14 protein-coding genes are annotated in these 14,592 nt (G+C 41.6%); 2 read left to right on the top strand and 12 right to left on the bottom strand.

Annotated elements, in window-relative coordinates; all coding sequences use genetic code 11:
- Positions 1-35 precede the first annotated feature (35 nt).
- Positions 36-989: a DUF4351 domain-containing protein gene (locus V7L01_RS19955; RefSeq protein ID WP_335037667.1), complete on the top strand. Its 954-nt coding sequence runs from the start codon at positions 36-38 to the stop codon at positions 987-989.
- A gap of 21 nt (positions 990-1,010) precedes the next feature.
- On the opposite strand, the gene V7L01_RS19950 is transcribed toward V7L01_RS19955, so the two are convergent.
- The 4 genes from V7L01_RS19950 to V7L01_RS19935 all read right to left on the bottom strand — a co-directional run bounded on the left by V7L01_RS19950 (position 1,011) and on the right by V7L01_RS19935 (position 4,188).
- Complete coding sequence (locus V7L01_RS19950) at positions 1,011-1,886, bottom strand: hypothetical protein (RefSeq protein WP_335037665.1); 876 nt, start codon at positions 1,884-1,886, stop codon at positions 1,011-1,013.
- Between the two features lie 222 nt (positions 1,887-2,108).
- Positions 2,109-2,747, bottom strand: a complete 639-nt coding sequence (locus V7L01_RS19945) for a pentapeptide repeat-containing protein (RefSeq protein WP_335037663.1) — start codon at positions 2,745-2,747, stop codon at positions 2,109-2,111.
- Positions 2,748-3,080: 333 nt separating this feature from the next.
- Positions 3,081-3,755 carry a cadmium resistance transporter gene (locus tag V7L01_RS19940; RefSeq protein WP_335037660.1) on the bottom strand — a complete coding sequence of 225 codons (675 nt, stop codon included), beginning with the start codon at positions 3,753-3,755 and terminating at the stop codon, positions 3,081-3,083.
- A 301-nt stretch (positions 3,756-4,056) separates the two neighbouring features.
- The gene (locus V7L01_RS19935) at positions 4,057-4,188 is read right to left on the bottom strand and encodes a hypothetical protein (RefSeq protein WP_335037657.1); all 132 of its coding nucleotides are present in this window, start codon (positions 4,186-4,188) and stop codon (positions 4,057-4,059) included.
- Positions 4,189-4,263: 75 nt separating this feature from the next.
- On the opposite strand from V7L01_RS19935, the gene V7L01_RS19930 reads away from it, so the two are divergent.
- Entirely contained in the window at positions 4,264-4,731 is a 468-nt protein-coding gene (locus tag V7L01_RS19930; RefSeq protein WP_335037655.1) for a Crp/Fnr family transcriptional regulator, read from the top strand.
- Between the two features lie 371 nt (positions 4,732-5,102).
- Here the strand turns inward: V7L01_RS19930 and V7L01_RS19925 are convergent, their stop codons facing one another.
- The 8 genes from V7L01_RS19925 to V7L01_RS19890 form a co-directional block, all read right to left on the bottom strand.
- Positions 5,103-5,900 (bottom strand): hypothetical protein, encoded by a 798-nt coding sequence (locus tag V7L01_RS19925; protein ID WP_335037653.1) that lies wholly within the window; start codon positions 5,898-5,900, stop codon positions 5,103-5,105.
- Positions 5,901-6,215: 315 nt separating this feature from the next.
- Positions 6,216-7,601, bottom strand: coding sequence for an HlyD family secretion protein (locus tag V7L01_RS19920; RefSeq protein WP_335037650.1), 1,386 nt, complete (start codon positions 7,599-7,601; stop codon positions 6,216-6,218).
- A 7-nt stretch (positions 7,602-7,608) separates the two neighbouring features.
- Entirely contained in the window at positions 7,609-9,831 is a 2,223-nt protein-coding gene (locus V7L01_RS19915) for a peptidase domain-containing ABC transporter (protein WP_335037648.1), read from the bottom strand.
- Positions 9,832-10,332: 501 nt separating this feature from the next.
- Complete coding sequence (locus V7L01_RS19910) at positions 10,333-10,698, bottom strand: beta/gamma crystallin-related protein (protein ID WP_335037646.1); 366 nt, start codon at positions 10,696-10,698, stop codon at positions 10,333-10,335.
- Between the two features lie 293 nt (positions 10,699-10,991).
- On the bottom strand, positions 10,992-11,333 hold the full coding sequence (locus V7L01_RS19905; protein ID WP_335037644.1) for a hypothetical protein: 342 nt from the start codon (positions 11,331-11,333) through the stop codon (positions 10,992-10,994).
- 841 nt (positions 11,334-12,174) lie between these two features.
- On the bottom strand, positions 12,175-12,519 hold the full coding sequence (locus V7L01_RS19900; protein ID WP_335037642.1) for a beta/gamma crystallin-related protein: 345 nt from the start codon (positions 12,517-12,519) through the stop codon (positions 12,175-12,177).
- Between the two features lie 435 nt (positions 12,520-12,954).
- Complete coding sequence (locus V7L01_RS19895) at positions 12,955-13,362, bottom strand: hypothetical protein (protein WP_335037640.1); 408 nt, start codon at positions 13,360-13,362, stop codon at positions 12,955-12,957.
- Between the two features lie 287 nt (positions 13,363-13,649).
- Positions 13,650-14,384 (bottom strand): helix-turn-helix domain-containing protein, encoded by a 735-nt coding sequence (locus tag V7L01_RS19890; RefSeq protein WP_335037638.1) that lies wholly within the window; start codon positions 14,382-14,384, stop codon positions 13,650-13,652.
- Between the last annotated feature and the right edge of the window lie 208 nt (positions 14,385-14,592).

Here is a 14,592-nt window from a genome sequence, read left to right as displayed (position 1 = left end):
GATTTAGGATTACTAGATGGTATAGCAATCAACTGATGACCGAGGAACTGGAAAGAGCAGATAATGATAGCCCGTGGAAAGAAATTTTAGAAGCTTACTTTCCCCAAGCAATGCAATTTTTCTTTCCCCAAACGGCAGAACTAATTAATTGGGAACGTCCCCACGAATTTCTCGATAAGGAATTTCAACAAATCGCCCGCGAAGCAGAACTTGGTAGGAGATACGTAGATAAATTAGTTAAAGTCTGGCAAACTCAAGGACAAGAAACTTGGCTATTAATCCATGTAGAAATCCAAGCAAAATCAGAAGATACTTTTCCAGAAAGAATGTTTTCCTACAACTTGCGAATTTTTGACAGATTTGCGAAACCTGCCATGAGTTTGGCGATTTTATGCGATACAGACCCGACATGGCGACCCAATCAATATAGTTATAATTATCCCAATACCAGACTTAACTTTGAATTTGGAACCGTCAAGCTACTGGATTATCAAAATCGTTGGGCAGAATTAGAAGCCAGTGACAATCCATTTGCAACTGTAGTAATGGCGCATTTGAAGACACAGCAAACAAATAAAAAGCCAGGAGAACGTAAAGCTTGGAAATTTAGCTTGATTCGCCGATTGTATGAATTAGGATTGCAAGAAAAAGATATTCGTAACCTTTACCGATTTATTGATTGGGTTATGATTTTACCAAAAGCCTTGGAAGCAGAATTTTGGCAAGAGTTTAAGCAATTTGAGCAGGAGCGGACTATGAGCTACATTACCACAGGCGAACGCATTGGTTACGAGCGAGGAAAGCAGGAACAAGGACAAACACTCGTCCTACGGCAACTACAAAAACGGGTAGGAGAGTTACCACAAGAGGTTCGGGGGCGCATTGAAACTCTTTCCCTAGAGCAATTAGAAGCACTTGGTGAGGCTTTATTGGATTTTACAATCCTTGAGGATTTACTTAACTGGTTGGAAACAAATCAAACAGCGTAGAAAATTTCTTGATGGAAATTATTAGAAAGATTCATCCTCATCATCTTCAGACAGAGGCTCAGGTGGTAGCACGATAAAGGGATGAGGATTGTACGTAGTTGGAGGTTGGAAGTACAGCAAAAGTACTCCTTTGGCTTCTAAGCTCTGTGGTTTTGTGTAGACATCGTAAGCTAAATCTACATACCAGGATTTGGATTTGTCTATTACTTCCGCCAAAGCATTATCAATGCGTTCGGCATAACCCTTAAATACTTCATCTTCTAAGTTAAATAATAACTCTGAATCTGGAGCTTCTAGCAACAGCCGCTCGTACTCAACTTCAATTCTTGCAATTTCAGGATCTTCATACACTCGCATTGCCGCCTGCATTGATTGTGATACCTCTAATAGGGAAAACTGCGGAATTATGTCTGGCGCATCAATTTGTTCGTCGTAAAATTTATAGCTTTTACCTTCTTCATCGTCAGCCGAACCAGAAATGAAGATGCGACCTGTGGCGTCAGCTTCCAGTAGCACACAGTTGATGTCACGAGTCACCCAAAAATGAAAAGTATCACACCCTAGTTCCATTGCCAGGGTTGATAGCCGGGGACGACTAGCACCTTCTGCTCGCGCACAAAGCAGATCGACTGGCCAAGTCTTAACAATCGTCCATCCGCCCTTACCAGGAAACAAGCCAACAATCCACCCACCCGTTCCATTAAAAAAGCATACAATTCCCAGTTGGCGTACAATTACTTCCCACAGATATTCATCCAGATTGCATACAAGCTCAGGAGGCTGGGGAATACGCAGACAATCTGGCTCCTGTTCTAACAAGTGCGTCACTTCCTGTTCAATCGCATCAAAATTGTCTGAACGAATACAAGTAGTATAATTCGCGTACCTAAAAAACATCTCAAACCTCCCCTACTCAAAACATAGTTTGGTTTTTTCATGCCGACTTATTCAGGTTGAAAGTACAATAGCCTGTCTGAAAAGTAAAAAAGCCCACGTAACCGTATGGTGTTAGTAGAAAAAAACTGTCGAACTCACATTTTAAAAAGTAAAGCCTGTATTCATTACTGAATCAGGCTTTTGAGGCTATTTAGTACATTTGCACACAGAACTTCAGTTTAATTACTGAACAGTGAATCCTTCAGGTCTGATTGCATCTTCCAAATCAACCCCCATCAGGTTAATCCCCTGGATGTTTGCATTTGTAAGATTTGTCTTTTCCAAGTCTGCGCCCTGTAGGTTAGCGGTTTGCAGATTTGCTCCCAAGAGGTTAGCTTTCTCTAGGTCTGCATCAAATAGGTTTGCTCCCACAAGGTTTGCTCCCAAAAGGTTTACCTTGCCTAAATCTGCTCCTTGAAAGTTTGCCCCTTGTAAATTTGTTTGCTGTAAGTTAGCCCTTTCTAAGTCTGCATTTTGTAAGTTAGCACCCTCCAAGTTTGCCGCTTGCAGGTTTGCATCCTTGAGCATTGCTCCAGTTAGATTACATCCGACACATTCATTGGTTTGTAATAAACGTCTAACGTTTTCTGCTACAGACACTATTGGCGATGCAATCGGAGATATAACTGGTGCTGTTACAGGCTCCATTGGCGATGTTACCGGAGATATGACTGGAGCTAATTCAGATTCCGTAGATATGGATGGTGTTAGCGTTTGAGCTTTAACTGCTTGCTGGTCAAGGAGAGAAAATCCTACTACAAGTACCAGAAATACTGCTGTTACGAGCCACTGAGTTAATTTTTTTGGATTTGGTTTATTCATTAGTTCCTTCCTGTGATGATTCGTAGTGGTGGTCTTGCTTTTATAGGAGCCATCAATAATGTGCTTTATTCTCACTTTAGATAAGTTGATTGATAACATCAAATATTATTTTGATTCTAATTGATAAATTCAAGTGATTAAAAAATCTTTTTGGATGGGAAATGATCGGCTGATTTTTTGCTTATATCAAGGACACAGCACACATCAATAATTTTGAGTAGCTAATTGCGTAGAGGTGTAGCAGCTTGTCCTTAGATATTGCATCCCAAGGTAACAAATTTTCAGAGCAGGGCCGATGCATAGGCGTAGCTCGTCGTAGACATCGCCTCATACCTAATGGGAAAGCATTGCCAGACTAGGTAAAAGTCGATAGGATTCACTTTTAATTAAGATAGAGAGTCCCAAGTAAATTAAAACAAAGGGAAAGACTTTGCGACCGAAGCGAGTTAAAACGGGAGCCATCAGAGGATTACGAGTCAGGTTGTAAGACAGTAAGCACCATACCCCAACAGTGAAATAGCAAACACACAGAATTACACCCAAACTTGGAAGATTACTGCTGGCAAACAAGGGTACATAAATTCCAATGTTGTTTCCTCCATTGGCAATGGTCACTGCGGAAACACGGTAAGTTTGAGGATCGCGGATGGTTGCTAGTAGTGATTTCTTCTGGCGTTCAGATTTGACAGGAGAGGTTAGGTCAACTGACACAGCTTGCACTGTCTCTCCCTCCTCTTCTCGACTCATGAAATTACTGATACCAATAGCGATGGGAAGCAAACCTAGCAAACCAATCCAGGTGCTTGGAATCAGAAGACCGCCGAAAAAACCAGGGAGACTCGCACATACTAATGCAGTGAATCCCAGAAATTCACCAATAATAATATGCTTAGGACGAAAGCTGCGATTGACTTTTCCAAAGAAAGCTGTCAAGTATAAATTATCGTCAAAGGTGGTTGCAAAAGCGACAGAGATTCCAATAATTAATGTACTAATTAGCCAAGTCATAATTGTTGCTCGCGATAATTCAATGCTGTTTGTCTTTGTCCTTCTCTGCTTCTCGATGCGAGGGCAGTTCAGGAGATTTTGTGACTGTTTTACCTAACGACAACCGATGGAGGTTCGTTAGTTATTAGGCAATTCCCCAATTTTTAGAAGCGATGCCTACGGCAGTAAACTACGTCTCTAGTGAAATTGGTGATTTTTTCTCAGCAAGGTACCTTGGGAACTCATGAAGTCAATATTATGGCTTGCAACCAAATAAGAGCAAATACTCTTGTTTCTTAAATTGATAAATAAAAGTGATTGATTATTCAACCATGTGCTTTGGGTTTTTGACTGTGCGTAGTTTCCCGCCATAGGCATCGCTCTTATTGAAGAAATGCTCAGTGGTTTTCTGCCAGTAAGGTTTAAGATATCCTTGACGGCTAGCGTTCAACATCGGTTAATATGACTAATCGCGCTCTAGCTTCTGTTTTAAAAATTTACAGTAATGTTTGATATTTAAGTTGTAATTATGCTAACCAGTGTTGACCGTTTATTATTTGTCCGGCGAGTCCCAATTTTTAAGGAATTGCGGGATGATTTTATTGTGCGGCTCACTTCAGTAATGAACGAATTGTCATTTCCAGCTAATTACACCATCTTTCGCCAGGGAGAAGAAGGGCGATCGCTCTATATTGTTGTGTCAGGTCGAGTTAAAGTTCACATTGGGAATAAACAGTTGGCAGAGGTGGAGCAGGGAAAATACTTTGGTGAGATGGCAGTATTTGATACTCAACCTCGTTCCGCTACGGCAACGACTTTGGAACCTTGTGAATTTTTAGAACTGACGCAAGAGCAACTTTATGATGCGATCGAAGAAACTCCCGAAATTGCGGTGAATATCATTCGTGAGTTATCCCGTCTAATTCGCAGATTAAATGACGATATGAATGTAACGAATTCCCCACGGACAAATCCGGGGGTTTTTAGCAGAGAGTGAAAAATAGCCGTTTGGCTCCTGTGCAGGTTGCAAAACGCTCTAAGTATAGTTTTGGATAAAAGCGTAGCGTTTTTAATGCAGGGGAACGCATTAACATTTCAACGGAATGCATTGGCATCGTATCGGGATTTATTACAACTAATCATATATTGTCCGCTTGATTGCTTATTAAACTCGAAGAACCCAACCCTTGCTAAGGCTATGCTTTGGCGAGGGTGGGGTGTAATGACTTTGGTTAGACATGATATCGCTACCCTTTTCAAGAGCCTAATTCATCGATAACCTTATGAGTAGTGATGCGTAAAACCCCCGAATAGCTCAACATCCCAAAATCTATAACTGTCTGGCAACCGTGCTTAAGGGAGATTAAATTATCTTTTTCGGGAAAATCCTAGCTTCTTGTTTATGAATAAGATACCAAGTCCAAAAGAGAAGAGAGCAAAGTTAGTATTGGGTTCGGGTACTGAGGTGATGTTATCAAGTGACTCAAATCGAATAAAATCCAATTGGTAAGCTGAATTCACACAACAATTAGGGAAAGTACTGCTGTCATTAGACTGGTCGCCAAATGCCACAGTACCAACTACACTTTCGTTTTGTGGTGTTACACCAGTACGTGTTAGTACAGGAGTTGCAGTACCTGCAATGATGTCGTCAAAAGAGTTATCCACATAGACATTCAAGTTGCCATCTATATAGCTAATTGCATATTCATGAAAAACAGAAGTGTCGATTGCAAAGCTATCCCCTACTAAGTCAGACCACTGTATACTTTTTTCGCCTATAGTTAATGAATTAGACCGATCTAGGGTGAAGGGTGATAAACCCAAACCATAGTCAAAAGAGTTGAAAGAAGAACGCAGTACTTTTACACCCATCGAAATTAGATAGTTAGTAGCATCAATCTTTCTGCTATACAGATGAACTGCTGTTCCGGTAGTACTAACACTTAATACATCACTCGGTTTACCAGTGAATTGTGGTGTTACCGTTATCGTACCATTCGGTGGTGCAGCCACAAAACTGTCTAATTGCCAACCAACAGCGTCGGGTGTGCCGCTCCCGTCAAAAAGGAATGTTGCTGCTTGTGCCGCAGAAGGTAAACCAACACCAGCGCAACCTAGAACAAGACTAGTAGTAGCAATGCTCAGTTTTTGAGTTAATTTCATTAGGAAATTTTGACAATTAAAATTGGATAATTCTACTATTAAAAAGTAGTTTAACGGTTGCGAGTAGCAATGTAATGTGCTAGTCGCAACCCGGAACTTTTAGTAAAGTATTATTTAAGATTTTTATCTGGGCAAAAGAAAAATAATATTTACTAGTTCTTCATTATTACCTAAAGTATATAAAATTGCAGTGAATTTACTTAAGCTCATCCCACGGTTGCGAAAACAAGCTTTGCTAAATCGAGCAATGGAAGATTTGGCAGCAGTGGCTATAGAAAGGTAACGGTTGCCTTGTCTCTAAAGAGACGGGGAGTGTCAAAAGTCTGCGATCAACCTTGCTTTCCTCAGAAAGAATTGCAGCACAGTCTCTTCTTTAGAAATAATATCGACTGTACCCTCCATTCCTAATTGGAGCGCACACTGGTGTTTGCCCGTACCTAGAGCAAGGCTTTCTGGCTCAATTGTTACTTCATAGAAGCTGCCAACGGCTGCCATCTTTTGGCTGGCAGATGTTGCAGTAGCAGTGGTAGTAGCAGCATTCGTTTGCGATGCAATCGTATCTGGGGAAATTGTCTTAACCTTACCTTTGAGAGTGCCGTAGTCTGGATAAGGACAGGCGGAAACCCGCATTTGTACTGTTTGACCTTGTTTCAACTTATTTTTATCCTGAAGTGCTACTGCTGCCTTAACCTCCAGGGGAACGTTACTGGGGACAATCTGGGCAATCTCCTGTCCAGCAGGCACAGTTTGACCTGAGTTTCGCAGGTTTAACTTAGAAACGATCCCGTCTGCTGTGGCAGTAATGACGCTTTGGCTGAGGTCGATATTTAGTTGTTGGAGTTCACGGGTGTCGCGCTCTAACTGTTTTTGGATTTCAATTCGTTGCTGGATCAGGGCAAGGCGTTCTTTATCTAATGTAGCAATGCTGGCTTTCCCTGTAGCTTTTTCTTGGGCAATGCGTTGAGAAGCGATCGCAACTTCTGCATTACTGGGATTAAGAGCAGTTTGCACGTGTTGCAATTTAGCTTTAGCCGCCTGAAGAGCTTGTTCATACTGACGAACAGCTAGTTGTGCTTCCTCAAATTGATCTTGAGACAAGGCTCCGGCTTTGGCTACACTCTCGTATCGATTCCGCTTTGACTGAGCTGCTTTTAAACTGGCGATCGCTGCATTTACATTCGCAGAAGCTTCTTCAACATCAGTAGCGGTGGTAATAAGTTTATCTTGATAGTCCCGGCTGCGACCGCTTAATTCAGCTTTAGCCCCAGCGATCGCCCGGTTGACGCGATCAGTTTCAGCTAAAACCTGGTTATTAATCGCATTAATCTGTGCGTTGATTTGAATAATTTGTAAACGACTTTGCCCAATGTTAGTTTGCAGTTGGCTCTTTTTGGTTTCCAGCTTCGAGTTGTCAATAGTAGCAATGACATCCCCTTTTTTGACGACTTGATTCTCTGCAACAAAGACGCGCATCACCTGACCCTCCGTCGCAGCTTGAACGATCCGCAATTCACCAGCAGGCCGAACGACGGCCTGTCCTTTAACGGTCACTTTATATTTGGTAATAGAGGCAAGTGGAACAGCTAGCCCCAGAGTACAGACAAGCACTAGTCCGCCCAAAGTAGTCCAACGACCAAGTGGTGGGAGAAACTCGTTGTCTTGAATTGGGGGCAGGTAGTCTGAGTTGGAGTGGGTAAGCATGATGGTATTATTTAGTGATTGGCTTTAATTTGCCGTTCAGGTGAAAATTAGAGGTTTTAGGCACTAAACCATTTGTAAATAAGTCAACGCCGTCTAAAAAGTCTAAGTGTTCGCCAGGTTGATGGCGCAGAGCCTCTGGAGTGCCTTGGATTTTCAAACGCCCTTCTTCAAGCAGTACAATCCAATCAGCCCGCCCGATGACTTTCGGGCGATGGCTAATCATAATTGTGGTTTTGCCCTGCCGATGGTACAGCAGTCTATCTAGCACTTCGGCTTCACTTACTGGGTCGAGAGCGCCAGTGGATTCATCTAAAATTAATATTGGCGGATCGGTAACTATAGCTCTAGCGATCGCTAATCTCTGCCGTTGTCCACCAGAAAGATTTGCGCCAAATTCGCCTAAAACAGTTTGATATTTATCGGGCAGTTTACTAATAAACTCATCTGCACCTGCAATAGAGCAAGCTTGCACAATTTGCTCAAAGGTAATTTGAGGATAGCTGAAGCGGAAGTTTTCAATAATCGATCGGCTCCAGAAGTGCGGTTCTTGAGGCACTAACACTACCTGTTGCCGTAAGCATTCCATCGAGAGGTCTTGCTGATTATAGATACCATAGCGGATATTGCCAGATTGGAGAAAATATAAACCCGCAATTACTTTGGCGAGAGTACTTTTTCCACAACCGGATTTCCCAATCAAGGCAATGACTTGACCGCCAGGGATAATCAACGAAAAATCTTGCAGCAAGTCAACTCTACCTGCATGGTGGAAATTAAGGTTGGTGCAAGTAATATCTGCATTGCCCTTAAGTTCTGCCCAAGGCTTTTTCTCGTCTTTGTCGTCTTCTGGGGTAGCATCAATCACTTCCGTGAGGCGTTGGATGACAATCTGGGCAGTGATGAACTCATCAACTAAGCCGATGACTGAACCCAAAAAGCCGAGAAAGTTGCCACTCATCCCACTAAACGCTAGCAACTGACCAATACTTAAGGTGCGATTAATCACCAAGTATGACCCTAACCACAGTAAGGCAATATTAGTAAAAGTAGAAATAATACTGGTGATTGTGCCACTGTAAAGCCCCAGTTTCATCATACTCCAACCCAAGTTAGCAAGCCGACCATAATTTGCCTGATACTCTTGCCAAGCTTGGGGAGTGGCTTGGGTAGTTTTTAGCACCTGGACACCGCGAAAAGTTTCAACGAGAAAGCCTTGGTTTTCTGTACCTAAGACGATCGCGTTGCGGGTTTTTTGGCGCAAGGCTGGCAGAAAAAGCAGGTTGACGAGGGTGACAAGAATAAAGGCAGCCAGGGAAGCCAAAGTCAGTCCCCAACTGTAAAAGAGCATGAAGCCCAAGGAAACCAAAGCAATAAAAAATTGGCTGGGTAAACCGAGGACAATTTGAGAAACTAGCTCATTGATGTGATTCACATCGGCAATCCGACTGACTACTTCTCCACTGCGCCGTCCTTCAAAGTATGAGAGGGGCAAACGCAACAGTTGTCGTCCGTATTCTAGAATCAGTCCTAATTGCAGACGTTGACCAAAGTGACCAATTAGGTGAGATTGTACCAAACCGATCGCACTGCTAAATAGACTCATAGCGATCGCTCCAATTGCCACCACGGTTAGCAGTTGGGTATCTCCCCGCACTAGCACGTCATCAGTAAGCAATTGCATCATCAAGGGAGAGACAAGGGAAAGCAGCCCGATGGCGATGTTAATTGCGATCGCTTGGATGAGAATAGCGCGATAGGGTAAAACCCTCATCAGATAACGCCCAAAGCCGCCAATTTTATCATCTGATTGCTGGTAAAAGCGGCTATCGTCTGGCGTTAGCAGCAGCATGATGCCATTGCCCCACCCTTCGAGCAACTCCTCGCGGGTGAGATAACGGATGCCTACACCTGGGTCGGCGATTACGTATTTTTTCGCCTTTTGCCCGTATAAAACGACCCAGTGGTAGCCTTTCCAGTGAATTATGGCAGGTAGAGAAATTTTGTGCAAAGAGTCGAGCAGTTGCTCTGAGGCTTTGACTTGGCGGGCGTTGAATCCTAAAGCTTCTGCTCCCCGTTTCAAACCCAGCAGAGAAGTTCCTCGTGACCCTGTACCAACGGCTTCCCGCACTCGGCTGATGGCAAAAGTGCGTCCGTAGTGTTTGGCAACAGTGGCAATGCAAGCAGCACCACAGTCTTCTTCACTGTGTTGAAGTACACTTTGGTATTTCATAACCTAAAACTTACGCATAGAAGAAAGTGAGTCGGGGCTTTAACCCCAATCAAAACTAGTTTTCAAAATGTTTAGAGGGACTTAACTCAACTCGAAAATGACTAAATAGACCAACCTAATTAATTTGGAAGACTAAGAAAAATCGAGGTAGACCAATTAAAATTTCAGCCCCACGTTTTCAACAAGAGCGTTGTTTTGCCTGGTTTGAACGAAAGTATCGCAGACTATTTGTTTGATGGGAAAAAATCTCAGCCTGTTCCAATGCTTTTCTTGGTCTAGCCACAATTCACATCTGGGTTAACAGAATTTTATTAGTGGGATAGGTTCAATTAAACTTAGTTTTGACAAAGTTATTCTGTTGTTACAATACTTTTTCATCTCATTTTTAATCTGTCAAAAACCTTGATGAAAATGATAATTAAACAATGGGGTAGGAAGCGAGCATACTGGTCTAATCAGTTTGTTTGATCGGAGTCCTGAGCGTTTAGCAAAAGTGCTGGCTCAATCGATTCGTTTGAAAGATGAGATTTTGTCATTCCAACTGCTGCCAAAGCCCAAGGGATACAAACCAAGGTCGTACCTTCCCCTTGTGAAAGTTATGGATTTACCCTTGTAATTCGCATTCTCGTAAAATTCCCATTCACCATCCTTAATTAGAACCGAGCTAATCTCGTCGTTTGCTCTTGAACTCAGTGTAGCCCTGCCGCCAATGTTGAAACTGCCTAGCAAACCTGAAGCACCCAAAACACCGGTGTCTTTGTAGAGTTCCAATGCCGCACCGCCTTGAATAGCAGCAGCAGTCTCATTGTCAAGTTCTGTTACTGCAATTGCATCAAGTTGATTAAAATGTTCTTTGGTGTTTAACATTGCCACTTTCCTTTTCTAGATTGATGTTGATGTGGAATTATAGCAATCCTATTTGAGTTGTGAAAATTTCTGTTATGGTCGTCCTTGGTCATTTGTCATTTTTCATTTGCAATTACAAAGGACAAATGACTAATGACAGCTAACTCCAAAAATATTTCACAAATGATTTAGGACTGCTATAGTCCGCTCGGACTACTAGGCGTTAGGCTACCGCTGCAAAGCTGTAATTTAAACAATGAAAATTATTTAGCTTGCCTAGTAGCTCCTCGTGCTTTGATTTTGTCTACTTGACTCTAAGTTAATTTTATAAACCCAGCTGAAGTGTTCAAGACGCGCTGGGTGAACCTCTGTGCCACCCATCCTGCTCGTCCTATGAGCTTGCGGAACCCCCCCGTGGTGCCAACTGACGCGTTAATGATTGCGCCATTTTTGAAAGAGTCGATGATTTTGGAGCTTTTGGTGATGTTGGGAAGACTACGAACATTTAACGATGAATTGGGGTCTTTGAGAACCACCCTGTACAGAAGGCCTCCCTCGACGGTAGCTGCTGCTTCGGGAGTCAACTCGGTCAACAATGGTTCCTGTTGAATAGTGTCCATTTCAATTTGTTTCAAGTTTTCTTTGGTGCTTAACATTGTCGTTTTCCTTTTCTAGATTGATGTTGATGTGGAATTATAGCAATCCTATTTGAGTGGTGAAAATTTCTGTTATGGTCGTCCTTGGTCATTGGTCATTAGTCATTTGCAATTACAAAGGACAAATGACTAATAACAGCTAACTCCAAAAATATTTCACAAATGATTTAGGACTGCTATATTTGCCAATAAGATGGCTAAAGCATCTTAATATCGGCCTTTTACAAGCTACTTTGTTTGAAAAGTAAGCTGTATTAATAGGAATCAGGTTTGATTGCTGAAAGGTTTCCAAGATATGAGCATTATGGGATAAAGCTTTTAGTCTTAGTATGCTTTAAAGAATCAAGTTGCATTCCTATATTTAGTAGTGTAGGAAATAAAAATTTTACGGACAATGCACATTTTGTTGTTAAAACTATTAATTATGTCGATCGTGATTGACACTAACATTAGAACGCTGAGTATTACGCCAAACTTAAGGTGTAGTCCCATGAAACTGGCGAAATTGACGAGCAACACCACAGTCTTATTCGCTGTGTTGAAGTACACTTTGGTAGCGCATTTTTCTTCAAGACCTATCGTATTTTGTTTTTGAGCATAAAAAATCCCATGTAGGAGCGATCGTTCTACGCCCCTACAGGTGTCATGTGTATTGTTTGCTCAGATTAGAGCTACTGTTCAGCTTTTAACTTGGATTCTTGAATGTGTGCCTATTCAAATTCAATACCTCGGCCTGGTAGCCGCTTGATGAATGCCGTCTTAGAGGCTCTGCCGCCATGATTAATCTCTCACGGATGAATGTAAAGACAGCCGTGCTGCACGGTTTCGGTTCTCTGCGGGATTATTTTACACGCTGAACCGATGAGATCGAATCGTTAGGCAAACCTATGTCAAAGAAAAGATTCGGATACTTTCCTACTCCTACCCGCCTAGACGTTCCTGTGTAATTCGCGCCTGTCCATAACAGCCATGTACCACGCTTAACTATAGCTGAGGTAGTTAGGTCATTTGCGGTATCACCTACATTCCGGATGCTTTTATTTGTAGCCACTATCTTACCCCTAAATTTGTCGCCATTGTAAAGTTCTAAGTCTGCACCACCTTCGATGATGGCTCCTTCTTCGGGAGTTAATTCTGTAAATAGTTGTTGATCGGAAGTACAAATTGCTTTGTCGGTGTTGGACATTGTTTTTCTCCTATTAAAGTATGAATTGTTCTACAAGAATTGATTAAGCAAATATCTAAAACCAGTTTCCTTGATTTCAGATTGATGTTGATGTGGAATTAGTTAAAATTGTGTAATACCACTTAAATATCAACAACAAATGTGTTATATTGCCCTTGATTGAAGAGGAAGGCTATCGAGAGAAAAGTAGCGATCGCCCCGACCGAATCTGGTTTTCAGTGTATTAAAGATTGTGTTGCAAAAATTTTTAAACCCCCTACATGTAATTAAATTACAAATTGTAGTATTACTACAAATAGTGTTGAAAATTTTTTTTGCAATACAACCCGATTGCCCGATCGAACTTAAAAATGAGTAGTAGAAATGATCGCTCTAACTAAATTCCTCAATCCAGAAGTCAGACGAGACTAACGGCGAAAAGCTAAAACCATCCTGCTAATAGGTGATCGGCCCTGATACGTTTTTGGCGATATTAAACCCGTCAATTGAAAAGTTGAGCCTGAAGGCGACTCCATCGCGCACATTTGCCGCAACAGTGATCACCTTTCCTGCCGAGTTTGGAGGAATCGACCTTACGAAACTACTTATATCACGTAGGTTATCGGCACGCACGGCTTTAACTTTTATGAATTCATTGATATTCTGATTCAATCGAATTGAAATGTCATTGAATTGACTAGTGGTAGTATATATCTTTGAAAATGTCCTTGATCCGAAGGCAGGAATTATTCCTGAGAAGGTTGATCTGGCTCCTCCTGTTAGAGAAGCAGAATTGTCATCGGAAATTTCTTCCAACACAGAGTCTAATTCAGTTAAGAGTTGTTCCTGCTGATTGACTTTCATCTTTTTTTCCTAATTAAGTGTGAATTGTTCTGCAATAATTTATCAAGCAAATAGTGCAAAGCACTTAATATCAACCTTTTACAAGCTACCTTTTGTTAAAGTAACCTTGTATTAATAGGAATCCGGTTTGATTACTGAAAGCTTTCCAAGATATGAGCATTGTTGGATAAAGCTTTTAGTCTTAGTATGCTTTCAATAATTAAGTTGCATTCCTATATTTAGTAGTGTAGGAGATAAAATTTTTAGGGACAATGCACATTTTGTTGTTAAAACTATTAATTATGTTGCTATTGATTGACACTAACATTAGAATGCTGAGTCTTACGCCAAGCTTGAGGTGTAGTCCCATAAAACTGGCGAAATTGACGAAAGAAATATCCTTCATACTGATAGCCTATTGCACAAGCAATCTGATTAACTGGCTGGTTGGTTTCCAGAAGTAAAGTACGCGCAGCAAGCATCCGGCGTTCAAAGATCCAATCATTTACTGTTTTTCCCGTTTTGCGTCGCACTAGATTGGTTAAATAAGCTGCGGAATAACCAACTGCAACAGCTACGTCGCTTAAACCAATCGATTGATGATAATTAGCTTCGATATATTCAAAAACTTCCTTTAGTTGAAGACAACTAGGAAAGAGCCGCTGGGGTTCTGATATTCGCTGATATTTAGGCAAATCTTCCTGCTTTGAAGCAACGTGTTTTTCCACTTGAGGAGCGATCGCTGACAATAATTCTTCTGTGGAATCTAAAGTTGCCTGAAGCAAAGAAAGGGACTTTTCTAATTCTGTCTGTGTCTGCCGATCGCAAGCTTTTTCACGACAAAATTGCTCTTTAGCAGTACTTAATTCAGCTAAAAGCTCTTGCACTTTTAACTCTAAGGCTCTATTGGTTCTCTGTAAGGCTAAAAAACTCTGCTGGCGTAAGTGAAGTTCGTCGTAGACATCGCTTAGATCGCGATCCCAGATATGCGGCAGTGTGACTTGAAAATTGCGCTGTTCTAAAATACCGTTGCTAGAAACCATACTTCCACACCTTGCAATTACTAAATGAGGTTTTAAAGATTAGTTTCCATCCTCAAACTGCTGGTAAGCTGTTGTTTATTGTGTCTAGGCACAAATCTCTAGAACTGTTGCCAGAAGACTACAGTGTGCTAGAAACTTGCTACCTATTACTCGGAGAGTTATGCCTGTGTTTTACACAGGCGATTAGTTATCGTAATATTTCTTCATA

The sequence above is a fragment of the Nostoc sp. genome, assembly GCF_036917095.1.
Classification (GTDB): Bacteria; Cyanobacteriota; Cyanobacteriia; order Cyanobacteriales; family Nostocaceae; genus Nostoc.
This window is presented reverse-complemented; position numbering and strand designations above follow the sequence as displayed.